Source organism: Micromonospora sp. NPDC049204 (assembly GCF_040647935.1).
GTDB lineage: Bacteria > Actinomycetota > Actinomycetes > Mycobacteriales > Micromonosporaceae > Micromonospora.
Window position 1 is genome coordinate 225,044 of record NZ_JBEZDC010000011.1, and the last position, 26,022, is coordinate 251,065.

At 71.1% G+C, this 26,022-nt stretch carries 22 protein-coding genes, 4 tRNA genes and 1 pseudogene; 12 read left to right on the forward strand and 15 right to left on the reverse strand.

Going from position 1 to position 26,022, the window contains the following annotated elements:
* Positions 1–220 precede the first annotated feature (220 nt).
* From AB0A90_RS21990 to AB0A90_RS22005, 4 genes are all read right to left on the reverse strand, one after another.
* Positions 221–637 (reverse strand): hypothetical protein, encoded by a 417-nt coding sequence (locus tag AB0A90_RS21990; RefSeq protein ID WP_357250853.1) that lies wholly within the window; start codon positions 635–637, stop codon positions 221–223.
* 439 nt (positions 638–1,076) lie between these two features.
* Positions 1,077–1,152, reverse strand: a tRNA-Lys gene (locus AB0A90_RS21995).
* Positions 1,153–1,306: 154 nt separating this feature from the next.
* Positions 1,307–4,291 carry a glycoside hydrolase family 3 C-terminal domain-containing protein gene (locus AB0A90_RS22000; RefSeq protein ID WP_357250856.1) on the reverse strand — a complete coding sequence of 995 codons (2,985 nt, stop codon included), beginning with the start codon at positions 4,289–4,291 and terminating at the stop codon, positions 1,307–1,309.
* A 416-nt stretch (positions 4,292–4,707) separates the two neighbouring features.
* Positions 4,708–4,783, reverse strand: a tRNA-Lys gene (locus AB0A90_RS22005).
* A 188-nt stretch (positions 4,784–4,971) separates the two neighbouring features.
* On the opposite strand from AB0A90_RS22005, the gene AB0A90_RS22010 reads away from it, so the two are divergent.
* The gene (locus AB0A90_RS22010; RefSeq protein WP_357250859.1) at positions 4,972–6,246 is read left to right on the forward strand and encodes an Ig-like domain-containing protein; all 1,275 of its coding nucleotides are present in this window, start codon (positions 4,972–4,974) and stop codon (positions 6,244–6,246) included.
* A 248-nt stretch (positions 6,247–6,494) separates the two neighbouring features.
* Entirely contained in the window at positions 6,495–7,784 is a 1,290-nt protein-coding gene (locus AB0A90_RS22015; RefSeq protein ID WP_357250862.1) for an Ig-like domain-containing protein, read from the forward strand.
* A gap of 113 nt (positions 7,785–7,897) precedes the next feature.
* On the opposite strand, the gene AB0A90_RS22020 is transcribed toward AB0A90_RS22015, so the two are convergent.
* Positions 7,898–7,970 (reverse strand) — tRNA-His (locus tag AB0A90_RS22020).
* 106 nt (positions 7,971–8,076) lie between these two features.
* A complete protein-coding gene (orn, locus tag AB0A90_RS22025; protein WP_357250865.1) occupies positions 8,077–8,673 on the reverse strand; it encodes an oligoribonuclease in 597 nt (198 codons plus the stop codon).
* 66 nt (positions 8,674–8,739) lie between these two features.
* Here orn and AB0A90_RS22030 point away from each other — a divergent pair, with 66 nt between their 5' ends.
* The gene (locus AB0A90_RS22030) at positions 8,740–10,029 is read left to right on the forward strand and encodes a glycosyltransferase family 87 protein (RefSeq protein WP_357250868.1); all 1,290 of its coding nucleotides are present in this window, start codon (positions 8,740–8,742) and stop codon (positions 10,027–10,029) included.
* Here AB0A90_RS22030 and AB0A90_RS22035 read toward each other — a convergent pair.
* From AB0A90_RS22035 to AB0A90_RS22045, 3 genes and pseudogenes are all read right to left on the reverse strand, one after another.
* Positions 10,022–10,460 (reverse strand): annotated as a pseudogene (locus tag AB0A90_RS22035) (hypothetical protein); the annotation flags it as partial. The gene AB0A90_RS22030 and the pseudogene AB0A90_RS22035 overlap by 8 nt on opposite strands.
* 691 nt (positions 10,461–11,151) lie before the next feature.
* Entirely contained in the window at positions 11,152–11,889 is a 738-nt protein-coding gene (locus AB0A90_RS22040) for a YcnI family protein (RefSeq protein WP_357250871.1), read from the reverse strand.
* Between the two features lie 17 nt (positions 11,890–11,906).
* A complete protein-coding gene (locus AB0A90_RS22045) occupies positions 11,907–13,571 on the reverse strand; it encodes a copper resistance protein CopC (protein ID WP_357250874.1) in 1,665 nt (554 codons plus the stop codon).
* Positions 13,572–13,773: 202 nt separating this feature from the next.
* On the opposite strand from AB0A90_RS22045, the gene AB0A90_RS22050 reads away from it, so the two are divergent.
* The 4 genes from AB0A90_RS22050 to AB0A90_RS22065 are packed head-to-tail and all read left to right on the forward strand — an operon-like array spanning position 13,774 to position 16,704.
* Complete coding sequence (locus AB0A90_RS22050; protein WP_357250876.1) at positions 13,774–14,364, forward strand: sigma-70 family RNA polymerase sigma factor; 591 nt, start codon at positions 13,774–13,776, stop codon at positions 14,362–14,364.
* A gap of 33 nt (positions 14,365–14,397) precedes the next feature.
* Entirely contained in the window at positions 14,398–14,922 is a 525-nt protein-coding gene (locus tag AB0A90_RS22055; protein ID WP_357250879.1) for a MauE/DoxX family redox-associated membrane protein, read from the forward strand.
* The gene (locus AB0A90_RS22060) at positions 14,915–15,631 is read left to right on the forward strand and encodes a thioredoxin domain-containing protein (RefSeq protein ID WP_357250882.1); all 717 of its coding nucleotides are present in this window, start codon (positions 14,915–14,917) and stop codon (positions 15,629–15,631) included. Before AB0A90_RS22055 ends, AB0A90_RS22060 begins: the two co-directional genes overlap by 8 nt.
* The gene (locus tag AB0A90_RS22065) at positions 15,628–16,704 is read left to right on the forward strand and encodes a hypothetical protein (protein ID WP_357250885.1); all 1,077 of its coding nucleotides are present in this window, start codon (positions 15,628–15,630) and stop codon (positions 16,702–16,704) included. Before AB0A90_RS22060 ends, AB0A90_RS22065 begins: the two co-directional genes overlap by 4 nt.
* Positions 16,705–16,778: 74 nt before the next feature.
* Here the strand turns inward: AB0A90_RS22065 and AB0A90_RS22070 are convergent, their stop codons facing one another.
* From AB0A90_RS22070 to AB0A90_RS22085, 4 genes are read right to left on the reverse strand one after another with little or no spacing between them, the layout of a single operon-like run.
* The gene (locus AB0A90_RS22070; protein ID WP_357250888.1) at positions 16,779–17,537 is read right to left on the reverse strand and encodes an ABC transporter ATP-binding protein; all 759 of its coding nucleotides are present in this window, start codon (positions 17,535–17,537) and stop codon (positions 16,779–16,781) included.
* Positions 17,534–18,304: a cobalt ECF transporter T component CbiQ gene (gene cbiQ, locus AB0A90_RS22075; protein ID WP_357250891.1), complete on the reverse strand. Its 771-nt coding sequence runs from the start codon at positions 18,302–18,304 to the stop codon at positions 17,534–17,536. The genes AB0A90_RS22070 and cbiQ overlap by 4 nt, the downstream gene beginning before the upstream one ends.
* Before the next feature lie 15 nt (positions 18,305–18,319).
* The gene (locus AB0A90_RS22080; RefSeq protein WP_357250894.1) at positions 18,320–18,754 is read right to left on the reverse strand and encodes a PDGLE domain-containing protein; all 435 of its coding nucleotides are present in this window, start codon (positions 18,752–18,754) and stop codon (positions 18,320–18,322) included.
* The gene (locus AB0A90_RS22085; RefSeq protein ID WP_357250896.1) at positions 18,751–19,467 is read right to left on the reverse strand and encodes an energy-coupling factor ABC transporter permease; all 717 of its coding nucleotides are present in this window, start codon (positions 19,465–19,467) and stop codon (positions 18,751–18,753) included. The genes AB0A90_RS22080 and AB0A90_RS22085 overlap by 4 nt, the downstream gene beginning before the upstream one ends.
* A 289-nt stretch (positions 19,468–19,756) precedes the next feature.
* On the opposite strand from AB0A90_RS22085, the gene bcp reads away from it, so the two are divergent.
* The 3 genes from bcp (at position 19,757) to AB0A90_RS22100 (ending at position 21,039) form a co-directional block, all read left to right on the forward strand.
* Positions 19,757–20,233, forward strand: coding sequence for a thioredoxin-dependent thiol peroxidase (gene bcp / locus AB0A90_RS22090; protein ID WP_357250899.1), 477 nt, complete (start codon positions 19,757–19,759; stop codon positions 20,231–20,233).
* Positions 20,234–20,342: 109 nt separating this feature from the next.
* Positions 20,343–20,425 (forward strand) — tRNA-Leu (locus AB0A90_RS22095).
* 86 nt (positions 20,426–20,511) lie between these two features.
* Entirely contained in the window at positions 20,512–21,039 is a 528-nt protein-coding gene (locus tag AB0A90_RS22100) for a GNAT family N-acetyltransferase (protein WP_357250902.1), read from the forward strand.
* 4 nt (positions 21,040–21,043) lie between these two features.
* Here AB0A90_RS22100 and AB0A90_RS22105 read toward each other — a convergent pair whose 3' ends face one another.
* Together AB0A90_RS22105 and AB0A90_RS22110 are read right to left on the reverse strand one after the other, a co-directional pair.
* Positions 21,044–22,030, reverse strand: a complete 987-nt coding sequence (locus tag AB0A90_RS22105) for an expansin EXLX1 family cellulose-binding protein (protein WP_357250905.1) — start codon at positions 22,028–22,030, stop codon at positions 21,044–21,046.
* 121 nt (positions 22,031–22,151) lie between these two features.
* Complete coding sequence (locus AB0A90_RS22110) at positions 22,152–22,970, reverse strand: MOSC N-terminal beta barrel domain-containing protein (RefSeq protein WP_357250908.1); 819 nt, start codon at positions 22,968–22,970, stop codon at positions 22,152–22,154.
* Positions 22,971–23,131: 161 nt separating this feature from the next.
* Between AB0A90_RS22110 and AB0A90_RS22115 the strand changes: the two genes are divergently transcribed.
* Both AB0A90_RS22115 and AB0A90_RS22120 read left to right on the forward strand, forming a co-directional pair.
* Positions 23,132–24,199: an LCP family protein gene (locus tag AB0A90_RS22115; RefSeq protein WP_357250910.1), complete on the forward strand. Its 1,068-nt coding sequence runs from the start codon at positions 23,132–23,134 to the stop codon at positions 24,197–24,199.
* A 173-nt stretch (positions 24,200–24,372) separates the two neighbouring features.
* The gene (locus tag AB0A90_RS22120; RefSeq protein WP_357250913.1) at positions 24,373–25,842 is read left to right on the forward strand and encodes a sugar transferase; all 1,470 of its coding nucleotides are present in this window, start codon (positions 24,373–24,375) and stop codon (positions 25,840–25,842) included.
* Positions 25,843–26,022 lie beyond the last annotated feature (180 nt).

The window sequence follows — 26,022 nt, forward strand, 5'->3', positions numbered from 1 at the left end:
CCCGGCCCGGGTACCGCGGAAGGCGGCGCCGGACCGGGCCGATACGGACCCCGTCAGAGATCGGCAGTGGTGCGGGATCCCGACTACACAGGGCGGCTCCCGACCTCGCCGTAGCGCTCGGCGCCAGTGCCGATTCCGCTTTCGGACAGGGTCCGGCCCATGTAGACGACGAATGCCGGCACCCCCCGCGGGGGGTGCCGGCATGTCGACGGGTGCGTGGTCAGGCGGCGAGCAGAGCGATGCCCAGGGTCGCCACCCCGACGGTGAGCAACGCCGCGCCCAGGTAGAGCACCAGGATGAACCGGTTGGGGGTGGTGCGGTCACGCCCGGCCGAGGCGGCGAAGAAGCCGGCCGACATCACCACCGCGGACAAGGGGATGCAGATCCGGGCGATCCAGCCGGCAGCACCGTCGACATTGCCGAGGTCGGCCAGCACGAGGCAGATCAAACTCAATGTCACGAGCACACCGGCATGGCCGTGGCCGGCGCGGGCGAAGGATTTCTGGAACGAAGTCATCTCCACCGCGCCGCTCGCGATCCGGGTCATGAGAAATCCACCGAGCTCGATGGTGACGATGGTCAGGAGCGCGACCCCGGCGATAATGCGGCTGGCATCGGTGAGGAGAATGGTGTCCATTGAAGAGGAGTCCGCCTTTCCGTATGAGATTGTTGACAACCTTAGCGGGAGACCGGACGCAGCAGAACCGCCGCGCGCCAGCACCGCCCCGGCGAGGAACGTGGCCGAGACGACGCCAAGGGCGAGGTGCACTCCGCTGGTGAACGTCGAGTCGACACCGGCGGCCGCGGACCGGCGAGTGTCAGCGGTCGAGCGCCACCACGAGCTCCGCGAGGCATCGGCTCGACACGGGTGGGCACTGTCCATACTCCACCTGCTTTTCGGACCGTACCGGCCCGGACCGCTCGACCTGTCCGGTCTCGCGGTGCCGCCGGGTCTTCGCGGGGGACGGCCGCGTCACCGACGAACCCGCGGTCCAGCCCTCGCGGCCGACCATGCAGGCCGACGTACCCAAAAGGCCCCGGACCGGCGTTGAACACCAGGTCAGGGCCTTGATCGTTGGTGCGCCGCCAGGGACTCGAACCCCGAACCCGCGGATTAAGAGTCCGCTGCTCTGCCAGTTGAGCTAGCGGCGCTCGCCGGCAACGGGATGAGACGTTAACACCGCACCGGGCCGGCCGGCCCGGCAACCCCCGGCCCACGCGCCACTGCCGGTGACCAGGTTCGAGCCGAAGGCCCGGGGCGTGCCGACCCGGGCCGGGACGACGATCGTCCCGGCCCGGGTTCCGGTCACCTGATGGAGAACTCGGCCAGCCGCAGCGGGGAGTCGAACACCAGGTACACGTCGTGGGTGCCGGCGGCGCGGGCCAACTCGGCGCTGACGTTGACGTACCGGTAGTCGTCGCCGGTGCTGGGCACGGTGGCCGTGCCCAGCAGCCGGCCGGTGGGCGAGCCCAGGCGGACCTGGATCGTGCCGGCGTCCGCGCCGGCCCTGGCGACCTTGGCCGTGAGGGTGTCGGCGCCCGGACGCAGAGCCGAACCGCTGAACGAGATCCACTGGCCCGCCGCGGTGGCGCCGACGGCCGTACCCTGGGCCTTCGTCTCGTCGACCAGCCGGACCCCCGCGTACCCGTCGAAGTTCTCCGCCCGGGTCGGCCGGGACAGGTCCCGGGCCGGGACCGTCTCACCGCGGACCCGAACCGCGGTGCGGGCCCGGATGTCCTCGGCGGACGCCCCCACCATGATGTCGTAGGTGGACGATTCGACCACCCACCGGCTGCGGGTGACGTCCCAGTGCGCCAGGTCGGCGGCGGGCAGCCGCAGCGTCACGGTCCGGGTCTGCCCGGGTGACAGTTCCACCCGCTGGAATGCCTTGAGCTGACGGATCGGGGTCTTGACCCGCGAGGTGCGCTGGTGGGTGTAGAGCTGGACCACCTCGGACCCGGCCCGGCTGCCGGTGTTTGTCACGTCGACGCTCACCGTGATGGTGCCGTCGGCGGCGACCGGCCGGTCGCCGGTACGCGCCTGGCCGTAGCGGAACCGGGAGTACGACAGCCCGTGGCCGAACGGGTAGAGCGGCTTCGCGGTGCTGTACAGGTAGGTCTGCCCGGACGAGATGATGTCGTACTCCAGCAGGTCCGGTGGCAGTTGCCCGTCCGAGCGGTACCAGGTCTGGGTGAGCCGGCCGGACGGGTTGCGGTCGCCGAACAGGACGTCGGCCACGGCGTGCCCGGTCTCGGCGCCCGCGTGGGTGGTCCACACGATCGCCGGGACGTGCTCCTGCTCCCAGGTCAGGGTGACCGGGTAGCTGGTCTGGAGCACCAGAACCGTACGCGGGTTGGCCCTGACGACGGCCTTGACCAGTGCCTCCTGGCCGGCGCTCAGGGCCGTGGAGGTGCGGTCGTGCGCCTCGCGTCCGTTGATGAACGGGTTGCTGCCCACGACCAGTACGGCGGTGTCGGCCGCCCTGGCCGCCGCCACCGCCCGGTCGATTCCGCTGCTGATCACCTCGCGGCTGAAGTGGGTCGCGGCAGCGGGGGTGGACGCGCCGAGCTTGAGCGCACCGTCGTCGCCGACCGTGACGTACTTCTCGGGGGCGAACCAGCTCTCCTTGGTCTCGTAGCCGACGTAGCGCAGCACCACCGTGCCGTCGTTCTGCGGCTCCAGCTTGAACTGCTGCTGGACGTACCAGCCGTTCGGCTGCTCGTCGCGGGTGATGAACGGCCCCCAGTTGTAGCCGAGGTAGCGGCCGTTCGCGGCGTTGCGCAGCGTCACCACGTCCTGGCCCCAGTCCACCACGTCGAACTGTGCTTCGGGCGTCGCCGTGGCACCGGTGGCGGCGACCGGGTCGGCGTCGGTGGTGCCGGTGGCCGTGACGTACCTGCCGGTCGCCGCGTCCTTCAGGGCGATCCGGTCCGCCCCGTCGAGCCCGCTGACACTCGCGGAGTTACCCAGCCGCTCGCGGATCCCGTCGAGGGCGGTCACCTGGTACGGCAGGTCGCCGCCGTACCAGTCGGTGTAGAGGGTGTCGGCCAGCGGACCGAGCACGGCCACCTTGCGGGTGCGGGCCGGGTCCAGCGGAAGCGCCTGTCGGGAGTTCTTCAGCAGCACCATCGCCTCGCCGGCGGCCTGTCGGGCCAGCCGTTGGTGTTTCGGGCTGTTGATGACGTCCGGGGTGATGCCGCCGTAACGGCCACCGCCCGGGTCGAACTCCCCCAGCCGGAACCGCACGTTCAGGATCTCCCGGATCCGGCCGTCGATGTCCGCCTCGGTCAGCAGGCCGGTCGCGAGGGCCTGTTTGATGGCCGTCACCGTCGGTTGGGCGTTGGTGTCGTCGGTGATGAAGCTGTTGAGGCCGGCCTTGACGATCGCGGCGTTCGCCTCGGGCTGGGTGGCGTAGTACCCCTGGGAGGCCACGAGGTTGTTCGGTGCCCAGGCGTCGGTGACGTTCAGCAGCGGCTGGTCCGTCCAGCCGCGTACCACGGTGGCCAGGTCCGGATCGACGGTGGCGGGCCGTCCGTTGATCAGGTTGTACGCGGCCATCACGCCGGTCGCCGCGTCGGCGGCGATGGCTGGCTGGAACGCGGCGCGTTCGTACTCGTTGAGCACCCGAGGTGGCACGTTCGACGAGGTGACGTCGCGCCGGATCTCGTTGTTGTAGGCCAGGTAGTGCTTCAGGGTCGGGGCGCTCTTCAGGTGGTCGGGGTCGCCGCCGGTCATCCCCGAGCCGTACGCGGTGGACATCTCGGCGGTGAGCAGCGGGTCCTCGGAGTAGCCCTCCTCGTTGCGGCCCCAGCGGGGGTCACGCAGCAGGTTGACCACCGGTGCCCAGAGGTTGAGACCCCACACCCGGGGGTTCTGCGCGTGATAGCCGCGCGCCTCGTCGCCGACGGCGGAGCCGACCCGGTTGATCAGGTCGGTGTCCCAGGTGCTCGCCATGCCGACCGGCTGGGGAAAGGACGTGCTGCGGGCCTTGACGACAGCGCCGTTGTTGTCGATGTCGGTCGACCAGGCCACCCCGTGCAGGGCCTCGGTGCCGGTCTTGAACAGGCCGATGCCCAGCCGGGGAACGGCTGGCTGGTACTGGTGCAGCCAGGAGATCTTCTCGTCGAGGGTGAGCCGGCCGAGCAGGTCGTCGACCCGGGCCTGCACCGGCAGGTGTGGGTCGCGGAACGGGTAGGTGGGTTCGGCGAGGGCGGTGCCGGGAACGGCCGGTAGAGCCAGTAGGACGAGCGCGAGCACGGCGATTCCGCGCCGAAGGCGCTTGTTCCCCATTTGCTTCTCCTCAGGTCGTACGACAGACGCCCAGCGGACGCCCCGACCGGTGTGGCCAGGCTCGACACCCGGCTGACGGGCCTGGACGACGGATCGTCGAAGCGCTTCGACGAACCGGCCGCAACCACCACGGCCATGATTGTTGTGATCCGCGCAACTATAGATGCCGGCCAATGGGCGGGCAACCGTGCGTCTCCTCGGCTCCGTCGCACAGCGCGCCGCACCACCGGTGGGGCGGTGTCCGCGGGTGCACCACATCGACAGCTCGGGGAAGATCAGCAGATGGAGCCCGACCTTTTAGGTGGTCCCCCGCGCCCGAAGGCTTGCGTGTCCGAGCACGTGTGCCGGTGCCGAGCCCCAGCGGAAATACGACAAGGCCCTGACCCAGGATGAACCTCGGTCAGGGCCTTGATCGTTGGTGCGCCGCCAGGGACTCGAACCCCGAACCCGCGGATTAAGAGTCCGCTGCTCTGCCAGTTGAGCTAGCGGCGCTCGTTCGGCAACGGAGAAAACATTAGCACCCGCCCGAGCCGGGCTCCAATCCGGTTACCCGGCTCCCCCCTTCGGTCGAGCTTTGCGGGCAAAAAGCCACAAACCGGCCCTCGCGCTCGGGACGGGGGGGTGGGTTGAGGCGGTGATGCGGCACGATGTCCGCCAGGTACGCGAGAACAGAGGTGGGGATGACACGGTTCACGCGAGCCGGGGCGGTGGTGGGCGCTCTGACTCTGGTGGCGTCGCTGGCACTGACCGGGTGCGGCGACAAGCAGAAGACCCCGACGTTCGTCGGTGGAACGCCGGCGGCGGACGCGGGCGCCGCGCCTGGCTCGTCCGCGCCCCCGACACCAACCACGCCGGACGCGCCAAGCGTGCCGACGCTCACACTGAGCCCGGCCAACGGCGCGAACAACCGGCCGGTGAGCACCGAGATCAGCGCGAAGCTGCCGGACGGCGGGAAGGTCTCCGCGGTCACCCTGACCGCGGACGGCGGGGGCGCGGTGGAGGGCAAACTGCGCACCGACGGCTCCGCCTGGGTGCCGTCCGCCCCGCTGAAGTTCGGCACCCGGTACACCGCCACGCTGACGGCGGACGCGGCCGACGGGACGAGCAGCCAGGGCACCAGCAGCTTCACCACGATGGCCAAGCCGAAGTCGACGATCGGATCCGGCCTGTACCTCTTCGACGACAAGAGCTACGGGGTGGCCATGCCGGTGGTCACGGAGTTCCATCCGGGCATCCCGAAGAAGGACCGGGCGGCGGTGCAGAAGCGGATGTTCGTCCGCACCGATCCGCCGCAGCCGGGGGCCTGGCACTGGGTCGACAACGGTACGCAGGCGTACTACCGGGCACCGGAGTACTGGAAGCCCGGCACGACCATCACGGTGCGGATCGCCCTGGCCGGGATACCGCTGAGCAACGGCAAGTACGGCGACATGGACCGTAAGGCCACTGCCAAGATCGGCCGGTCGTTCCAGATGAAGGTCGACAACGCCAGCAAGAAGATGATGGTGTACGAGAACGGCGCGCTGGTGCGCACCATTCCGGTGAGCCTGGGCAAGAAGAGCACGCCGTCCTCCAGCGGCACGATGGTCGTGATGGAGAAGAAGGAGGCCACGACCTTCGACACCCGCGACGACCCGGATCCGGCCAACCGCTACGTGACCGACATCCAGTTCGCCCAGCGGCTTACCTGGGGTGGCGAGTACATTCACGCCGCGCCCTGGTCGGAGCACGTGCAGGGGCGGCAGAACGTCTCGCACGGCTGCGTGAACGTGTCGATGGTGAACGCCCGGTGGCTGTTCGAGAAGACGCGGATCGGTGACCCGATCACGGTGAAGGGCACCGAGCGCAAGCTGGGCGCCGGCAACGGCTGGACGGCGTGGAGCCTGAGCTGGTCGGCGTTCATCAAGGGCAGCGCGCTGCCCGTACCCAGTGGTGGGGCCGGCCCCCTGCTCTGAGCGTGTCGGCCTTCTCGCGCCGGCCCCGCCATTGGCGGGGCCGGCGTACCCTTGCACTCCGGCGAGGCGACGACGCCGCGGCGACCCCACCGCCCCCGCACGGAAACGAGCCATACTCGCGAAACGCCGGATAGTAGCAAGAATCCGGCAGAATAATCGGCGTGTTTCGGTTCACCCTCGGCAACCCGGCCCGGCTCTGGCGCGTCAGTAGGAGACGATGGGGCAGCGACCACGACTGTGAGGGAATCATGCGAGCTAGCCAGGATCAGCTGATCAGGCACCGTGGGCGACGTCGCGTGTTCGCGGCGGGTTTCCTCGCCGTGGCGTTGGCCTTCACCGCCGCCTGCACCAGCGGCGACGGCGGTAAGCCGTCCTCGTGGCACGGCGGCGGCGAGAGCCCGCCACCGAAGGCCGCGGCGACGATCAGCGAGCCTGCGGCCGACGCCAAGGACGTGCCGGCCTCGACCGGCATCACCTTCACCACGAAGGACGCCATGCAGACCGCCGTCGAGCTCAAGGACGCGGCCGGCAAGACGGTCGAGGGCGCAGTCGCCGCGGATGGCAAGACGTGGCAGCCGGCCGGCGCCCTCGCGTACGGCACGAGCTACACGGCGACCGTGACCGCCACCGGCGACGATGGCCGTCCGGCCACCGCGACCAACACCTTCACCACCATGGCCAAGCCCGCCAATCAGGTACGCGTGAGCAGCTTCCTCGGCGACAACCAGGTGGTCGGGGTCGCCATGCCGCTGATCGTGAAGTTCAGCCGGGCCGTCCCGGAGGACTACCGCGACGACGTGCAGCGCCGGATGACGGTGACCTCGACGCCGTCCCAGGAGGGCGTCTGGCACTGGGTCAGCCCCACCGAGGTCCGGTACCGGCCGAAGGAGTTCTGGAAGGCCAACAGCAAGGTCTCCTACCGGGTGCAGGCCGGCGGCCTGCCGATGGGTGAGGGCTGGTACGGCCGCTCCGACCTCGCGGTGGACGTCAAGATCGGCCCGTCGCTGATCATGACAGTGGACAACAAGAACAAGCGGATGACGGTGACCCGCGACGGCGCCGTGATCAAGACCATCCCGGTGAGCCTGGGCAAGAAGAGCACCCCGTCGTCGAGCGGCACCATGGTCGTCATCGAGAAGCTGCGCAAGACGGTCTTCGACACGATGGAGGAACTCGGCCCGGAGGAGGGTTACCGCACCAACATCGACTTCGCGCAGCGTCTCACCTGGGGCGGGGAGTTCATCCACGCGGCACCCTGGTCCGAGGGGCAGCAGGGCAGCGTGAACGTCTCGCACGGCTGCGTGAACGTGTCGATGGCCAACGGAAACTGGCTGTTCAGCAACACGCGGGTCGGCGACCCGATCACGGTCAAGGGCACCGAGCGCAAGCTGCAGAACGGCAACGGCTGGACCGACTGGAACATGAGCTGGGACGAGTACGTCAAGGGCAGCGCCGTCCCGTACGAGCCGCCGGCCGACCCGGCCACCACCCCGGCCCCGGACGGCGCGGTCACCCCGTCACCGACGCCGACCGCCTGACCTGAGCGACCGGAAGCCCCCTCTGCGGAGGGGGCTTTCGCGTGGTCCCCATCTCGCCCCTACAACGACTCAGGCCCCCTCCGAAGAGGGGGCCTGAGCAGCACAACCAACTGGGTGACTGATGGGAATTGAACCCACGACAACCGGGACCACAACCCGGTGCTCTGCCAACTGAGCTACAGCCACCATGCCGCCGTCGCCCGGTCGATCGCCCCGGGCGGGGTGCGGACCAATAATAGCCGCACCGCAGCCGGCCCCGTCCAGCGGGTATCCGGGGCCGCCCGCGCGTGGGTCAGAGTTCGGCGGCGATCGCCTTGGCGGTCTCGACGTCCGGGCCCGGCAGCGGGACGAAGAGCGTCCGCCGGTAGTACTCCAACTCCCGGATGCTCTCCCGGACGTCGGCCAGCGCCCGGTGCGCGAGGCCCTTCTGCGGCTGGCCGAAGTACACGCGCGGGTACCAGCGCCGACACAGCTCCTTGATCGACGAGACGTCGATCATTCGGTAGTGCAGGTGGGCGTCGAGGCGGGGCATGTCGCGGGCGATGAAGCCCCGGTCGGTGGCGATCGAGTTGCCGCACAACGGAGCCGTCCGCGGATCTTTGACGAAGGTGCGGACGTAGTCCAGGACCAGGTCCTCCGCCTCGGTGAGGGTGACCGCCGAACGGCGGACCTCCTCGGTGAGACCGGACTTGGCGTGCATCGTCTGGACGATCTCCGGCATCCCCTCCAGCGCCACCTCGTCGGCGTGGATCACCACGTCGACCCCGTCACCCAGCACGTTGAGATCGGGATCGGTGACCAGTGCCGCAACCTCGATCAGTTTGTCCCTGCCAAGGTCCAGCCCGGTCATCTCACAGTCGATCCAGACAAGGAGATCAGCCACCGGCACAGCCTACGCGCAGCCCACGCCCCGCGGCTGCGCGCTCTCGGCGGACCAGACCGCTAGGGTTTCGGGGTGCCAGCCGATCCCGTAGCACCGCCCGCCGTCACGGACGACGATCCCGGCGGCCGTACGGTCCGTCGCCTGGTCACGGTGGTGGCCCTCATCGCCGTGCTGCCAGCGCTCTACCTGCCGGGCCTGAACCACAAATTCCTCGACCTCAAGATCTACATGTCGGCGGTCGACTGGTGGCGTGTCGGCCACCCGCTCTACGACTACGTCCAACCCGACCGGGTGCAGGGCGAGTTGTACTTCACCTACCCACCCTTCAGCGCGTTGCTGCTGTGGCCGTTCGGCCTGTTGCGGCTCGGTGCCACCGTGGCGATCTTCACGGTGCTCACCGTGCTGGCCGTGGTGTTGACCACCCGCTGGCTGATGATGCCGGTCATCGCCCGGCACGACCTGCCCCGGGCGTTCACGCTGACCGTGGCCGTGCTGCTGGTGCTTGCCGTGGAGAGCACCCGCGAGACGATCACCTTCGGGCAGATCAACATGCTGCTGGTCGTGCTGATCCTGGCCGACCTGCTGTTCGCCGTACCGCAGGCACGGCGTTGGGCCGGGGTCGGCGTGGGGCTGGCGACGGCGCTCAAGCTCTTTCCCGGCATCTTCATCGTGTACCTGCTGGCCACCCGACGGTGGCGGGCCGCCGCGGTGGCGAGCGCTACCGCCGCGGCGGCGACCCTGCTCGCGGCGGCGATCGCTCCGGGTGACTCGTGGCGGTTCTGGACCCAGGAGCTGTGGGACAACGACCGGGTGGGACGCACCGACTACGTCGGCAACCAGTCGCTGTTCGGCCTGCTCAGCCGGTTCACCGCACCGGAGAAGCCGGACCGGCTGCTCTGGCTGCTGGTGGTCGCCGTGGTCGCCGCCTACGGCCTGTGGCGGGCCGCCCGCGCGGCGCGCGCCGGTGACCTGGTGACGGGCCTGACGTTGACCGGGTTGGTGGGTTCGCTGGTCAGCCCGATCACCTGGACCCACCACATCTACTGGTTCGTGCCGGCGGTGGTGCTGCTCGCGGACGCGGCGTTGAGTGCCGACCGCCCGGACGAGGCACGCAGGCGTCGGTGGTTGGCGGGGTTCGCGCTGGTCACCACCGCCGTGATCGTCTACGGCGTGGTGACGTTCCAGGAATGGGGCGCGGGAGCGGTCCGTACGCACGACCCGGCGGATTTCGTGTTGCAGAACACCTATGTGCTGCTCAGCCTGCTGTTGCTGGCGACCCTGCCGGTGCGCCTGCGCCGCGTCCGACCCGCCGACCAACCGCAACCCCAGGAAAAATCGCACCAACTGGACAGATCTACCTAGTAGCCGCCACTAGCGCTAATCTGGGCTCATCTACCTCAAGCGCCGCTCGGGTAGCACCGATCCCCCGGTGAGGGTGGCCCTCCGCGTCGGCAGCGCGGAGGGCCACCCGCCGTTTCGTCGACCGCCACCGGCCGGGTCGTGGCCTTCGCACCCGAACCGACCATGGTGAGCTGCCGCACGGCCGGAAACGGCGCGGCCGGCGCGGGATCCCGGGCACCGAGCCCACTCAGCGAGGTGACCCCGAGCCGGCCGGCGAGCACCGGAACCTGATCCGGCTCCACCACGAAGATGACCTCGCGTGGGCGCAACGGTCGCAGCAGGAGCAGCAGGGCGCACGCCACCAGCAGGACGCCGGCGGCCAGCAGACTCCAGGTGGCCGGGCCGGTCCACCCCGCCCGCACCTCGACGCGCAGGTCCAGTGCCAGGTCGGCGGCACCGTCGGGGCGCATCAGCACCAGACTCATGGGCTCTTCGGCCAGGTCGTCCGCGCTCCACTCCAGCGAGCCGACGCCCTGGCGTACCCAGGACGGCCGATCCGGCGGGCCGACCGGCACGACGGCGGCCGGATCGACCGGACCGCCCGCAGCGGGACCGGCCGGGTCCAGCCGAACCGGCAGCGGACCCTGGGCCAGCGCCACCCGACGGACCACGGCGTGCGGCACCGGCGCCAGCCAGCCACGCACCTCGGCGGTGGGGGCGAGCCCCACGAAGGCCGGGCCGCCCGAGGTGTTGGCGTCCAGGCGCAGCCGGGTCTCCCCGGTACGCGCGAACGGCGCCTCCTGGCGCAGCAGGCGGTCGAGGTCGGTGACCACGACCGCGTGACCGGGCGTGCGGAGCGTCTCGAAGCGGGCGGCGAAGGACCCGTCGGGGTCGGCGTGTCGCGTCACCAACCACAACGCGCCACCGGCGAACAGCGCCGGAATCCCCATGGCCACCAGCAGCACACCGACGATTGCCCGCACGACACGCATTCGCACCGTCTCCCTCCGTAGCCAGATACCCGGCCGACCTTACCGACGCAGGCGCGGTGATCAGGGAATATCCACTGCACCGCACGGTCCGACCGCGGAAAGCGCGCTGGCCCGCCGGAGGGTTCCGGCGGGCCAGCGGGTGGGACGGGGGTCAGGACTTGGCGACCGGCTCCCGACGGCTCCGGGAGAACGCCAGCCCGCCCAGCACCAGACCGGCCAGCCCGGCGACGAGACCGGCCACACCGAGGCCGACCGCGAGCCCGTTGCCGTCGTCGTCATCGTCGTCGTCGGGCGACGACACGGCGGCGGCGCTCGGCGCCGGCGCACCCGCGGGTGCCGCGGCGGCGGCCAGGGTGAGCACCGGCGCCGGGTGCTCCGGCTCCTCGGCACCCGGCGCCGGCGGGTCGATCCAGCGCGAGATCTCGCCGTCCGAGTAGGTCTGGAGGACCTTGAAGACCATCGAGTCGACCTTCGGCAGCGGCCCCATCGAGACGGGGAACTCCTGGAACTGGCCGGGCTTCACCGCCGCGTCGCCGGTGGCCGTCCAAGTGATCTTGGAAATCGCCTCGGTGAGCTGGCTGCCGTGCACCTCGATCGGCGGGTCCACCTTGCGCTTCTCCGTCGCGACCGTCCAGCCGGGCACCGGCATGGTCGACACCGAGCCGACCGGAGCGTTCTCCGGCAGGGTCACCTCGATCTTGTTGGTCGAGGCGGTGTCGCTCTCGTTGGGCACCCGGAACGCCACCCGGGCGTACCCGCCCTGGACCGCCTCCTTCGGGTTGACCGTGACGTGCGCGGACGCCGGTCCGGCGACGCCGAGCACAGCGGTGGCGGCGGCGGTGAACGCCAGGGCGGCAGCGGCGGTTGCGGTACGCCGGAATCGGGTCATGGGTTTCGCGGACCTCTCTAACGGATCGGCACGGTGGCGGTCACCGTGGCCTGGTCGATGTCTGTCGTTCGGGCAGTGATCTTGATTTGCCAGTCACCGGAAGCCGGCAGGCTGATGTCGCCGTAGGCGTGGTTGTCCGTCAACGGCAGCAGCGGGACGTCGATCGGTTCGATCCCGGCCGAGGGCAGCGCGGCGGTCGCCTTCCACTCCACCACCGGCAGCGGCTGGTTGTTCTTGTCGTAGGCGTACAGGTGCACCGAATTGTTTCCCCGCTGGGCCGGGCTCACCTCGATCTGCATGTCGTAGAGCGAGCTGGACAGCTTGGTGCTGAAGAGGCCGGCCTCCGTGCTGGACGGCCCGGCCACGGCGGTGCGGGCGGGCGTGGTCTGCACGAGCGTGGCGGACAGGCTCAGCACCACCACGGTGACGGCCAACTCCACCCAGACCGCACGGCGGACCGGCGCCGGGCGCTGCGCGGCGATGCGCCGACGCACCAACTGCCGGGAGTACGCGGCCACGGCGATCACCACCGCGAACAGCGCGATCTTGGTGAGCAGCAGCTGCCCGTACGTGGTGTCGAACAGCGCCTGCAGGGTGGCCACCTCGATCAGCGCCTGAACGGTGCCGGCGAGCAGCAGCGCCGAGACGGCGAGCGCCGCCCACCGCGACCAGATGGGCAGGATCGCGCCCAGCTCCCGCTCGTCGGCCTGGCGCAGCAGGAACGCGGCGAGCATCAGCAGACCACCCAGCCAGACCGCCATGCTGCCCAGGTGGACCGCGTCGACGACCACGGAGACGGCCGGCGCCGGGGAGGCCGCCGGGTGCCCGGCCAGCGGCCAGGTCAGCAGGGCGGCGCCGCCGAGCACGGCCAGGATGATCGCGTCGGCGCGGCCGACCGGCCGGGTCAGCAGCGGCCGGAGCAGGAAGACGGAGGCCGCCAGCAGGCCGAGTCGGACCAGGTGGGCGGTGCCGAAGGTGCTGCCGAACACACTGCCGAACCCCTCGCCGGTCACGTCGAAGAGGCCACCGCCGGCCGTGTAGGGCACCTGCAACCACAGGTCGGCGAGGGTGGCGACGGCCACCAGGCCGAGGCCGGTCCAGGCCAGCCGCGCCGGCCCCCGCCGGGAGAGCCGTCGCGGCCACAGCGCGGCGAGCACCAGCGCCGGCCCGACCAGCAGCACCAGACCGGTGTAGCCGAGGAAACGAGCCACCTTCACCGCCGTACCCACGACCGGGTTGGCGCGGCTGTCCGTGCCGGAGTCGACGGGTGGTGTCGAGGGCGCGCCGACCGAGTAGGTGAACGCCCCGGACACCGGGTGACTGTCGGCGGAGATCACCCGGAAGCTGAGCAGGTAGGTGCCGCGCCCGCCGGCCGGGTCCACCGGGATGCGCACCTCGCCGCCGTCGAAGGACGGCTCACCCCGGTCGGCGCGGGACCCGTCCGGCGCGATGACCCTGATCTTGCCGGGAACCTTGCGGACCGACTCACTGAACCGGAGGACCACCTCGGACGGCGCGCTCGGCACGACCGAGGAGGCGGCCGGGCTGGTGCTCTCCAGCACCGCGTGGGCGCTGGCCGGGGTGGCTGGCGCGATCAACAGGGCGACGACGGTGACCAGCAGGCCGGCGGCGGCAGCCAGCCGGGTGATCCAGCGGCGGGGGGCGACAGTCATGCCAGCCATGGTCGCCGACCGGTGTGGATCTCGGCGAGCCGAGTCGGGCAAAGGGCTCAACTCTGCTCAGCCGCCCGTGCCGCGCGGGAGGGATCGCGTGTCATGCGGAGGTAGTCGGCTCCGGTGGGGGAAAAGTTCCCGACGTGGTGCAGACCATCCAGGAACCGAAGGACCGTGACGCCGCCTCGGGCGCCGCGTAACCTGGTTTGTCGTGATCCCCGTCCCGCGTGACACCGGTGCCGCCGGTCCGGCAGAGCCGGCCGGTGCCGTCGCCCGGGACCCGGCGACCGAGTGGGCGCTCAGCGCGCGCGACGGTGACCCGAGCGCCCAGGCGGCGTTCGTCCGGCTGACCCAGACCGAGGTCTGGCGGTTCGCCGCCGCCCTGGTCGACCCGGACAGCGCCGACGACCTGACTCAGGAGACCTACCTGCGGGCGTTTCGGGCGCTGCCCGCGTTCGAGGGCCGTTCCAGCGTCCGCACCTGGCTGCTCGGCATCGCCCGTCGGGCCTGCGCCGACCACCTGCGCACGGTGATCCGCCGCCGCCGACTCGACGAGCGGCTGGCCGCGAACGCGTACACCGACCGCCCGCACCCGGACCCGGCCGGCCAGTTCGGCGCGGCGGACCTGGTCCGCCGGCTCAGCGCCGAGCGGCGCGCCGCGTTCGTGCTCACCCAGTTGCTCGGCCTGTCGTACGCCGAGGCGGCCGCCGTCGAAGGGGTGCCGGTGGGCACCATCCGATCCCGGGTCGCCCGGGCCCGCGACGAACTGGTCGAGGCGGTCGGCGACGCCCTGACCGGCTGAGCGGGGAACTTCCGGCGCAGACGGGACGACACAATGAGCGTGACTGCACCCTCCCCCCCGGTCGGCCGTTGGCCGGTCGTCCGGCCCTGGCTCGCCACGGCGGCACGGCTCGGCCTCGCCGCCGTCTGGCTCGTCGCCGGCGCGTCGAAGGTCGGTGACCTCGCCGCCTCCGGGCGAGCCGTCAACGCGTACCAGGTGCTGCCGTACGACCTGGCGACCGTGGTCGGCGCGGCCCTGCCCTTCGTCGAGTTGGCGCTGGGCGTGCTGTTGCTGCTCGGGCTGGCCACCCGGCTCGTCGCCGGGGTGTCGGCCGCGCTGCTGGTGGTCTTCATCGCGGGGATCGCCTCGGCCTGGGCACGTGGGCTGGCCATCGACTGCGGCTGCTTCGGCAGCGGCGGGCAGTTGGGCGAGGGGCAGGCACCCAGTTACCTCCCGGAGATCCTGCGGGACCTGGGATTCTTGGTACTGGCCGGATTTCTGCTGGTCTGGCCGCGTACGCCGGTATCGGTGGACGGGTGGTTGTCCGGCGAACCCGCTGTGGAGGACGAGGATGAGTAGTCGCAAGGGAAAGCGGGACGCCGCCCGGGTGGTCCGCGAGCAACTCGCCCGCGAGCGACGGCGTCGCCGCACGGTCTGGGTGTCCGCCGCGGCGGTCGTCGTCCTGGTCATCGCCGGTGTCGTCGGCTGGACCGTCTGGACCAACCAGCGTTCCGACTCCTTCACCACCCCACCCGGCGCGAACGCGGCCGGCACCGGCATCGTCACCGGTGGCGGACCGGTCACCGTCGACGTCTACGAGGACTTCCTCTGCCCGGTCTGCAAGCAGTTCGAGCAGGCCACCGGGGCGACGCTCGAGCAGTTGGTGGCCGACAACAAGGCGAAGGTGGTCTACCACCCGGTGGCGTTCCTCAACCGCTTCTCCACCACCGACTACTCCACCCGGTCCTCGGCCGCCTCCGGCTGCGCCGCGGCGGGAGGCAAGTTCCGGGAGTACGCCAAGGCGCTCTTCGACAGGCAGCCGCCGGAGGGCAGCGCCGGCCTCCCCGACGACCAGCTCATCGACATCGGCACCGGCGTGGGCCTCGATCGGGGCTCGTTCGGCGGCTGCGTCAAGGACAAGACGTACAAGACGTGGACCGACCACGTCACCGACGAGGCCAGCCGGAGCGACGTCACCGGCACGCCGACGGTCATGGTCAACGGTCAGCCGCTCACCAACCCCACCCCGGACAGCCTCACCGCGGCCGTGGCGGCGGCCGGCAAGTGATCCGTACCCTGCTGGCTCGCGTCGGCCTGGTCGCCACCGCCGCCGGCGTGGCGACCCTGCTCACCGCGGCGCCCGCCGCCGCGCACGGCGCGGACGCCCCCGACGGCACCGACTACCGCACCCGGACCACCGGGGTCACACCGCAGCGGCCAGGGCTGGAGGTACGCGTCGTCGAGGCGGGCGCCCGACTGGAGTTGACCAACGACACCGGCCGGGCCGTCGAGGTCGTCGGCTACTCCGGTGAGCCGTACCTGCGGATCACCCCGGACGGGGTCTTCGAGAACAGCCGCTCCCCCGCCACCTACCTGAACCGCACCATCGCCGGGGACACCGCGCTCCCGGCCGACGCCGACCCGGCCGCCCCGCCGACCTGGCGGCGGGTCGCCGACGGGACCACCGTGCGCTGGCACGACCAACGCGCACTGTGGCAGGAGTCGGCACCACCGGCGGCGGTACGCGCGGCACCGGACCGCGAGCACCGGGTCCGGGACTGGACGATCCCCCTGCGGGACGGCGCTGACCAGGTGACGATCGGCGGGACGGTGGACTGGGTGCCGCCACCGGACGCGTACACCTGGTGGGCGGTGACGATCGTCGGCCTGCTCGCGGTGGGCGCGCTCGGCCTGCTCGCCGCCGCCTCGCCCGCCGGCGCCCGCGCGTTGTCCGCGGTGGGCACGTTGCTGGTCGTGGGCGGCGTGGTGGCCGTCGTGTACCCGGTGGGGCGGGAACTGGACGCGGGCGCCCAGGGTGTGGGCGGGGTGACGCTCGGGCTGCTGTCCGGGCAGATCTGGTCGCTGCTCACCGGCCTCGGCGCGATCGCCGCCGGCTGCTACGCGCTGGCCCGCCGCCCGGCCGCCGACTTCGCGGTGGCGCTGGCCGGGGCCTGCCTGGCGCTCTTCGCCGGCGCGGCGAACGCCGCCGTGTTCGCCCGATCCATCGCCCCGGTGCCCTGGCCACCCGAGATCGCCCGGGTGATGGTCGCGCTGGTGTTGATCACCGGCACCGGGGCGACAGCCGCAGGCGTCCTCCGCCTCCACGCGGCCGCCAAAACCCCAACCCCAGCCCACACCTGACCCACCGCCCCCGCCCCCCAGCCCGCCGGCCCGCCAGCCCGCCGGCCCGTGTTGATCATGTGGTGGGGTGGGGGTTACCGGGGTGGGGTGAAGCCGTAGGGAAGTTCGAGGCGGTGGCGGGCCAGCAGGGCCGAGTCGGTCAGCAGGTCCAGGGTGGGGGCGTCGGCGACGATCCGGCCACCGTCCAGGATCACTGAGCGGTCGCACAACTCCGCCGCGTACGGCAGGTCGTGCGTGACCATCAGCAGGGTCACCGGCAGGTCGCGCAGGATCTCGGCCAGCTCACGGCGGGCCGCCGGGTCCAGGTTCGACGACGGCTCGTCGAGCACCAGGATCTCCGGGTGCATGGCGAGCACGGTCGCCACCGCCACCCGGCGGCGCTGCCCGAAGGAAAGATGCTGCGGGGACCGGTCGCGATGCGCGCCCATCCCCACCGCGGCGAGCGCCTCGTCCACCCGGGCGGCCAACTCCGCCCCGCGCAGACCCAGGTTCGCCGGCCCGAACGCCACGTCCTCGGCCACCGTGGGCAGGAACAACTGGTCGTCCGGGTCCTGGAAGACGATGCCCACCCGGCGACGCACCTCGGCCAGGGTGGCCCGGTCCGGCGTGACCGTCAGCCCACCGACGCTCACGCTGCCCTCGGTCGGGACGAGGATCCCGTTGAGATGCAGCACCAGCGTGGTCTTGCCGGCGCCGTTGGGCCCGAGCAGCGCCACCCGGTCGCCGCGCGGGACGCTCAGGTCCACGCCGTGCAGGGCGACGTGCCCATCCGGGTACGCGTACCGAACGCCACGAACGTCAAGCGAGACAGCGGTCTGCACGACACCGATCATGACAGCACGACGGCGGTGGCGGCGATGGAGGCGGCCAACACCGGCACTGTCGACGCGACGAGCCACTGACCGATGCTCGCGGCACCGTCGCCCTGCCACACGGCGGGCATCCGCCCGGTGTAACCACGCGACAGCATCGCCAGATAGACCCGCTCGCCGCGCTCGAAGGCGCGCAGGAACAACGCCCCGATCCCGGCGGCGAAGCCGCGCAGCTGCCACAGGAAACGCGGGTCGTCGCCCCGGGAGATCCGGGCCACCCGCATCCGCCGCGCCTCGCCGACCAGCACGTCGAGGTAGCGCAGCATGAACGTGGCGATCTGGGTGAGCACCTGCGGGCAACGCAGCCGGTCCAACCCCACGATCAGGTCCCGGGTGGTGGTGGTCGCGGCGAGCAGCAGCGAGGCGAGCACGCCCAGGGTGCCCTTGGCCAGGATGTTCCATGCGCCGTGCAGTCCGTCCTCGGACAGCCGCAGGCCGAGCACCTCGACCCGTTCGCCGGTGCCGAGGAACGGCAGCGCCACGGCGAACAGCACGAACGGCAGCTCGATCAGCGCCCGGCTGAGCAGCCACCGCGGCCCCACCCGGGCCAGCGCCGCGACCGCCACCACCAGCAGGGCGTACGCGCCGAAGGCCCAGAACGCCGTGCGTGGGGTGGCCACCACGGCGATCGTGAAGACCACCATCGCCACGATCTTTACTTCGGGCGGGAGCCGGTGCACCGGCGAGTCCGACTCGCGGTACAGCACATGCCCGTGACCGGCACCCATCCTGCGTACTCCTGCTCAGTTCGCCGCGTCGGCGCGGCGCCGGACGGGTGTCGTCGTGTCGGTGCCGTCGGTCGGCGTCGTGCCGTCGGCCGGTGTCGTGCCGTCGGCCGGTGTCGTGCCCCGACGGCGCAGCAGCCAGAAACCGCCAGCGCCGATCGCGAACGTGACGAGTACCCCGAGCACCCCGGAGAGCCCGGTGGAGACGAAGCTGTTCGACACGCCGCGCACCCCGTAGTCGGCGAGCGGGCTGTCCGCGAACTCGTGGTCCCGGGCCTGCTGAGCTGGGCAACTGCCGCCGACGATGTTGTCGTCGGCGTCGACCGTGCAGCCCTTGAGCAGGGACGAGTCCAGCCCGTCCGGGTGGGACGAGGCGTAGTTGCTCACCACCCCGGCGAGCAGGAGCGCGACCAGCAGGCCACCGGCCAGGAACACCCACGAGCGATTCTTCATCGAACACCTCCGACGACCGGGACAGCGGGGGCGGCGGGCGCGCGCAGCGAGCGCAGCGCGTACACCAGGTCGGGTCGCACCTTCGCGACGGTGAGCACGGTGGTCGCGGTGATCAGGCCCTCGCCGATGCCGATCAGCAGGTGCACGCCGGCCATCGTGCCGGCCAGACCGGTCAGGTTGCTTCCCAGGTCGGTGGTGCCGCCCAGCCAGTACTGCAGGACGAAGCCCTGCGACGCGACCACCACGCTGAGCGTGGCGGCGACGAACGCGGTCACGGCCAGGCCGGCCCGCGTACGGGGCAGCACCCGCAGCAGCACCGCGATCAGCACGTACGCCGCCGCGGTGCCGAGCAGCGCCATGTTCGTGATGTTGAGGCCGAGCATCGCCACTCCGCCGTCACCGAAGACCAGCGCCTGCACCACCAGGACCACGGACACGCAGAGCGCGCCGACCCACGGGCCGACAAGCATGGCGGCGAGCGCGCCGCCGAGCAGGTGGCCGCTCACGCCGGCCGTGAAGATCGGGAAGTTGAGCATCTGGACGGCGAAGATGAACGCGGCCACCAGGCCCGCCATCGGGGCCAGCCGGTCGTCCAGGTCGCGCCGGCCGCGCAGGACACAGACGGTGAGCGCGGCAAGAGCGAGCGCGGCGAAGATCGCTGCGACCGGACCGTCGATGATCCCGTTCGAGATGTGCATCGCCAGTGTTTCCACGCGACCTCCCAGACGTTCAGCGGACCCGACCGGGCCAGCGAGCGTCAGCCTATTTCCCATCACTCGTTGTTGCCAGACTCTGGCAACAACGCGAGGTGTTGATCACCTTGCGATCGCCCGAACTCGGCGGCGGTCGCGCGGGTGATCGACTCGCCTTCCCTGATGTCGGGGCATCCCCGAACCGCGGATGCCCCGGTTTCCTGAACGACGAGTTGACCTACAGCCAGCGGCGCCGACCGGGGCGCGTCGCCGGCGACGGCACCCGCCCGGTCGGCGGTATCGTCGGGCCATGACCACGCCCGACCGTCTCTCCCCCGGTGATCCCGCGCCCGAGTTCACCCTCGCCACCGACACCGGTGACCAGCTCTCCCTCGCCGACCTGCGCGGTCGCAAGGTGGTCCTGTACGCCTACCCGGCCGCGATGACCCCCGGCTGCACCAAGCAGGCGTGCGACTTCCGCGACTCGCTCGCCTCGCTCCAGGCCGCCGGCTACGAGGTCGTCGGCATCTCCCCGGACAAGCCGGAGAAGCTGGCGAAGTTCCGCGAGCGCGACGCGATCACCTTCCCACTGGTGTCCGACCCGGACCGGACGGTGCTGATCGCCTACGGCGCGTACGGCGAGAAGCAGCTGTACGGCAAGACCGTCACCGGAGTGATCCGCTCGACGTTCGTGATCGACGCCGACGGCAAGATCGAGCGAGCGCTCTACAACGTCAAGGCCACCGGACACGTCGCCAAGCTCCGCCGCGACCTCGGCCTGGACTGAGTCGGTGAGCCCTGGACCGAGTCGGTGAGCCACCACCCGGCCTCGGCCATCCGCAGACAAGGCCGGGCTCGACACCGTCGAAGCCGGACGCTCTAGACTCAGCGGGTTGGCGGGAGTGGCGTAACGGCAGCCGCGATAGGTTTAGGTCCTATTGTCCGAAAGGGCGTAGGGGTTCGAATCCCCTCTCCCGCACAAACGAGCACCACGCACCCCTCGGGATTGTCGGGCGTGTCACTGTCGAGGGTCACGGGTCTGGTCGGCGGGTCAGGATGGCCGGCGTGAGTCTGCGCTTCGTCCTCGACCCCGACCTGACCCCGCGCCTGCGCGCCGACATCGTCGCGCTCTGGACGGACGTCAGCAACGCCGGTGGCGCGGTCGGCTTCGTTCCGCCGGTGACCGCCGCCGACGTGCACGTGCTCGCCGACCCGACCTTCGCCGGCATCGCCGACGGACCGGACCGCCTGCTCGTCGGATACTCCGGCGATCGGCTGGCGGGCCTGCTGGTCTTCTCCGACAACCGCTTCCCGCTCAAGGCGCACTGGTGCGTGTTGAAGCGGGTGATGGTCCACCCGGACGCCCAGGGCACCGGTTACGGCTCGGCGCTGATGGCCGAGGCCGCCCGTATCGGCAGGCGACTCGGCCACGAGGCGCTGCACGTGACGGTCCGCGACGGGTTGGGGTTGGACAGGTTCTACGGCCGCCTCGGCTACCGGGAGATCGGCCGGTTGCCGGCCGCGTTGCGGGTGGCGCCCGAGGATGACCGGGACGAGATCCTGATGTGGCTCGACCTGCCGCCGACTGACTGAGCGGTCAGCCCGCGCACCAGCGGGCGTTCGTCTCGGCCGGCTGGGTGCTCGGCGTGCTGGTGGCCGGCGCGCTCGCCTTCGCCACCTCGACCGGGCGGCTGGTCGGCGTCGGCGTACCTGCGATGGGTCGCTTGCCGGGTGGCCGGGCCGACGCGGACGGGCGGGGAGTGGCCGCGACGCCGCCGCGCCCGTACATCCGGACCGCGCTGTTCTGCACCTGGCCGGGTGCCATCCGGATGCCGCTGACGGTGGCACGGTTGCCGTACACGTCGCTGACCCGGATGGTGAACGGGCCGGCTCCGGCGCCGGAGGCGATCAGCCAGTAGTTGTAGTCCTGCCGGGCGGGTGGGCGCCACGGGCCGCTGGCACCCTGGCGGACCTCGACGGATCGCAGCGGGTTGCCGTGGTTGCCGACCCGGACGGCGAACCAGAACTGCGACGCGCCCTCCTTGATCCGGAAGGTGAGCGGGCCGGGCAGCGGTGGGTTGACCACCGCGCGGTAGGTGACCGGGACGAGGCCCTGGACCGGCTCGGCGATCCGGGCGAACGCCTCGCGGGACAGGTCGAGATGCCCGGGTGCGCACTCCGGGCACTGGTCCATGATCAGCACTCGGACGGTGCCCTTCGGGCCGGTCACGTCGAGGAAACCTCCGCAGGCGGCGCCCGCGGAGTATTCGGTCGGGCCGAGTGCGACGTAGAGCTTGTTGGCCGGGGCGGCGGGGTTCGAGCAGTTGCCGCCGGCGCCGTTCGAGTCGTAGAAGGTGGCCTTGCCACTGTGCGTGGTGGTGCCGGTGGGCGGCGCTGCGGCGAGGGTCCGGCCGGCGGCGCAGGCCGGGGCGGAGCCGGACCGCAGGGTCAGGGTGAGCCCCATTGCCGCTGCGACGACTGTGACGCCGGCGGCGACCAGCCAGGGCGTCGAGCGGGACGCCGACGCGGGACGCTGCTGGGGGGCATGGTCCAGGTCGATGTCGACAACGCTTACGTCCGTCACGACGGCGATGCTGCCGGAACGGGACGTGGGCGGACAAGCCGGCTAAGCCAAAGCTAAGACAGCGGTGACGGACGGTGACCGGCGCGTACCGCGTACCGCGTGCCGGGACGGTCGACCCTGGTCAGGGGACGATGACGAGCGGTGCACCCACCGCCAGGTGACCGGTGTCGAGCGGCACCAGGTGCAGTCCGAAAAGGACCTTCTGCCTGATGGTGCGGTGTCGTGCGAGGGTACGCAGCGGTTCCTTCGTGCGTACCCCGGCCTCCTGGTCGGTCGTGGTCACCACGCAGCGCTCGCACGGCCCGGCGGCGCGGAACCGCAGGTCACCGATGCGCAGCGACCGGCCGACCCAGTCGTCCTCGGTCCAGGCCGACGCCCCGTCGAGCACCAGGTTGGGCCGGAACCGGTTCATCGGCACCGGTTCCTCCCCCACCTCGGCCAGCCAGCCGTTGAGGGCGTCGAGGGAGGCGGTGTTCGCCAGCAGCAGCGGGTAGGCGTCGGCGAAGCTGACCTGGTCACCGGTGTCGTGTTCGCGGTCCCCGGCGGCCAGGTGGCGGGTCGGCTGACCCAGCCAGACCAGCCGGACCGGTCGGCCGAGCAGCGCGCCGAGCCAGTCGTCAGCCGCTCGACCGGCCGACAGGGCCGGGACGGGGAGCTTGCGGTTGCGGAAGGTCCGCACCGCGACCGGTCCGCCGCCGGCGGGCTCGGGCACGTCGAGGTCGGGCTGCCCGTCGGCGCGCAGCGACAGGCCCCCGGGGCGCACGGTGGCGCGCAGGCCGACCAGCCGGGTGGTCTCGCGCTGGGTGACGCCGACGCCGTCGGCGTCCACGACCATCCAGCGCCGGTCGCCGGCCAGGCCCCACGGCTGCACGAACGCGCCGTCGTGGTCGAGCCGGTGACAACCCTTGACGGGGTACGTGTGGATCGATGTCAACCGCACCCGGCCACCATGCCATGCCGATTCCGTCGCTGGATACCGATGGTTGACGGGCTCTCCCGGGCTCACCGCGACGATCGTCGGAAACGATTCGGTCGGGACGTGGAGCCCGACGACCCGGACGGGGGTACATCCCTGTAACCGGGAATCAGTAGCATCGCGGCATGCAGTATCGCCAAGAGTACGCGGAGCCCGAGACCCAGTTCATCGCGGCGCAGCAACCACCGGAGCCGACCAAGAAGGCGCGGTCGAGGCGTCCCCGGTGGCAGAAGGTCGCTTTGATCACGTTCGTGGTCCTGGCCTTGCTCGGCGGTGGCGGGATGATCGCCGGCGGTTTGTACTTCCGTTCGATCAACTCCGGCATCGAGCGCGTCGACGCCTTCGAGGGTGTGCCGGAGGCCGATCGCCCGCAGGTGGGTGAGAACGCCAAGGGCGCCATGAACATCATGATCCTCGGCAGCGACTCCCGCGACCCGAACAGCGAGTCCGGCTCCCGCACCGACACGATCATCGTGGCCCACCTTCCGAAGGACCGGTCCAGCGCCCAGCTCATCTCGATCCCCCGGGACACCTGGGTAAGCGTGCCGAAGTCCTCGAGCGGCCGGGGCGGCCGGGACGCGAAGATCAATGCGTCGTTCGCGTGGGGTGGCGTGCCGCTGCTGGTGCAGACGGTGGAGAAGTTCACGGGCGTGCGGATCGACCACGTGACGATCGTCGACTTCAGCGGCTTCAAGGAGATCGTGGACGCGCTCGGCGGCATCAACGTGGACGTGGAGAAGGGCTTCACCACGCTGTACGCGCTCAACGGCAGCCGGACGTTCAACGCCGGGCGGCAGAAGATGGACGGGGCGGCCGCGCTGGACTACGCGCGCGAACGGCACGCGTTCGCCGACGGCGACTTCGCCCGAATCCGGCACCAGCAGCAGGTGATCAAGGCGATCCTGGACAAGGCGGCGTCCGGCGGCACTCTCGCCAACCCGGCCAAGCTCAACTCCTTCATCAAGGCGACGGCGGACGCGGTCGCCGTGGACAAGAAGTTGAACCTGGTCGACCTCGGGTCCGAGATGCGCGATCTGCGCAGCGGCAACCTGACGTTCCTCACCTGCCCGGTGAAGGGCACCGGCATGATGGGCACCGAGAGCGTGGTGCTCGCCGACAAGGAAAAGGCCGCGAAGGTCTTCGATGCGGTCCGTAACGACAACGTTCCGGGAATCCTCGCCGCCGCAAAGTAGGAGGCGGAACTGACTTGGCGGCTATGGTGGCACGACCGGGTCGATCGTAGAGTTCGGTCGCCCTTCTGGTCGGGATGCATGACCGAGGGCTTTCACGGGGAGGTCCACAAGTGTCAGGCCATCCGGCGACCAGCCATTCGTCCACGCCGTCAGTCGGCGGGGACGACCTCGACATGCCGGGCGACGGGGCTCGCCTCTACGGAGGCGCCCCACCCGTGCCCCAGGCGAGGGAGGCCCAGGCCCCGGCCAGGGTCGAGGTGCCCGGCCTGGGGACCACCGCCGTCCTGCCGTACGCGAGGTCCCGCACCTCGTCGCGCACCCGGTGGCTGCGGGCATGGATGATGAACGCGCCCGTCGACGCGGTCGCGCTCATCGCCCCGCTGCTGCTGACGCAGAGCTACTGGCGCGGGACGATGGCCAACGCCGCCCTGACCATCACCCTGTTCGCGGCCGGCGGCCTCTACCGGCCGCGCCGTCACGTGAGCATCCTCGACGAGTTGCCGAGCCTCTGCGGGCGGCTGCTGGCCGCCGCCTCGGTGGTGGCCATCATCGCGGCCGAGCGCCACGCCTCGGTGACGTACGTCGGCGGGTTCATGCGCGGCGTCGCGGTGTCGGCGTTGCTGGTGATCCTCGGACGTGCGGCCAGCAGGTCGTTCACGGTCCTGTCCCGCAAGCGTCGGTGGGCGGAGCACAACGCGCTCGTCGTCGGCGGCGGGCCGATCGGCCTGGAGATCGCCCGGTTGCTGCGCCGCTACCCGCAGTACGGCCTGCGGTTCGTCGGCTGCGTCGACGCTCCGTCCCGCCAGGACAACGCGGCGCTTCCGTTGAGCGGGACGATGGCGGACCTCGAGCACCTCGTCCGGCTGACGGAGTGCGAGGTCCTGATCATCGCAGACCCGGACTGCGACGAGACGACGCTCATGGAAACCCTGCTGCGGCCCCGCAGCTCGCGCTGTGATCTCTGGGCCGTGCCGCGCCTGTGGGGCTCGCGCTCCCACAGCGGCTACCCCGACCACATCGGCGCGTTCCCGATCGTCAAGATCGGCGACATCACGCTGAGCGGCCCGCGGTGGGCCATCAAGCGGGCCTCCGACATCCTGGTCGCCGGCATCGCGCTCCTGCTGTTGAGCCCGGTGCTGCTGCTCTGCGCCCTCGCCACACTCATCGATGGTGGCCCCGGGATCTTCTTCTACCAGGAGCGGATCGGCCGGTACGGCAAGCCGTTCAACGTCATCAAGTTCCGGTCGATGCGTCCCGTGAACGAGCAGGAGTCCCAGACCAACTGGTCCATCGCGCACGACAACCGGGTCAGCCCGATCGGCCGGTTCATGCGCCGGACCTCGCTGGACGAGCTGCCCCAGCTGTGGAACATCCTGCGCGGCGACATGAGCGTCGTCGGGCCGCGGCCGGAGCGGCCGTACTTCGTGGAGAAGTTCTCGGCCGAATACCCGAACTACGCGGCACGTCACCGCGCACCCGTCGGACTCACCGGGCTTGCCCAGGTCAGCGGCCTGCGGGGCGACACCCCGATCTCCGACCGGGCCCGGTTCGACAACTACTACATCGAGAACTGGTCGCTGTGGTTGGACGTCAAGGTGGTCCTCCGTACCGTCTCGGAGGTCTTCCGCGCCGGCGGTCGGTGACCTGACGCACAACGACGCCGCGGGTGGTGGCGCCGACGAGGTTCGCATCGTCGGCTGCCACCACCCGCGGCATTTGTCCGCTCAGGCGGTGGGTGTGGTCTTGAGGGGTTCCCACCAGGTGCGGTTGTCGCGGTACCAGGTGACGGTGTCGGCGAGGCCCTGGTCGAGGGTGATGCTGGG

Coding starts and splice junctions, on each gene's coding strand:
- AB0A90_RS22070 (WP_357250888.1), bottom strand. CDS start 17,537: ATGATCGGTGTCGTGCAGACCGCTGTCTCGCTTGACGTTCGTGGCGTT.
- AB0A90_RS21990 (WP_357250853.1), bottom strand. CDS start 637: ATGGACACCATTCTCCTCACCGATGCCAGCCGCATTATCGCCGGGGTC.
- AB0A90_RS22080 (WP_357250894.1), bottom strand. CDS start 18,754: ATGAAGAATCGCTCGTGGGTGTTCCTGGCCGGTGGCCTGCTGGTCGCG.
- AB0A90_RS22120 (WP_357250913.1), top strand. CDS start 24,373: ATGCCGGGCGACGGGGCTCGCCTCTACGGAGGCGCCCCACCCGTGCCC.
- cbiQ (WP_357250891.1), bottom strand. CDS start 18,304: ATGGGTGCCGGTCACGGGCATGTGCTGTACCGCGAGTCGGACTCGCCG.
- AB0A90_RS22045 (WP_357250874.1), bottom strand. CDS start 13,571: ATGGCTGGCATGACTGTCGCCCCCCGCCGCTGGATCACCCGGCTGGCT.
- AB0A90_RS22115 (WP_357250910.1), top strand. CDS start 23,132: ATGCAGTATCGCCAAGAGTACGCGGAGCCCGAGACCCAGTTCATCGCG.
- AB0A90_RS22015 (WP_357250862.1), top strand. CDS start 6,495: ATGCGAGCTAGCCAGGATCAGCTGATCAGGCACCGTGGGCGACGTCGC.
- AB0A90_RS22060 (WP_357250882.1), top strand. CDS start 14,915: ATGAGTAGTCGCAAGGGAAAGCGGGACGCCGCCCGGGTGGTCCGCGAG.
- bcp (WP_357250899.1), top strand. CDS start 19,757: ATGACCACGCCCGACCGTCTCTCCCCCGGTGATCCCGCGCCCGAGTTC.
- AB0A90_RS22055 (WP_357250879.1), top strand. CDS start 14,398: ATGAGCGTGACTGCACCCTCCCCCCCGGTCGGCCGTTGGCCGGTCGTC.
- AB0A90_RS22010 (WP_357250859.1), top strand. CDS start 4,972: ATGACACGGTTCACGCGAGCCGGGGCGGTGGTGGGCGCTCTGACTCTG.
- AB0A90_RS22040 (WP_357250871.1), bottom strand. CDS start 11,889: ATGACCCGATTCCGGCGTACCGCAACCGCCGCTGCCGCCCTGGCGTTC.
- AB0A90_RS22000 (WP_357250856.1), bottom strand. CDS start 4,291: ATGGGGAACAAGCGCCTTCGGCGCGGAATCGCCGTGCTCGCGCTCGTC.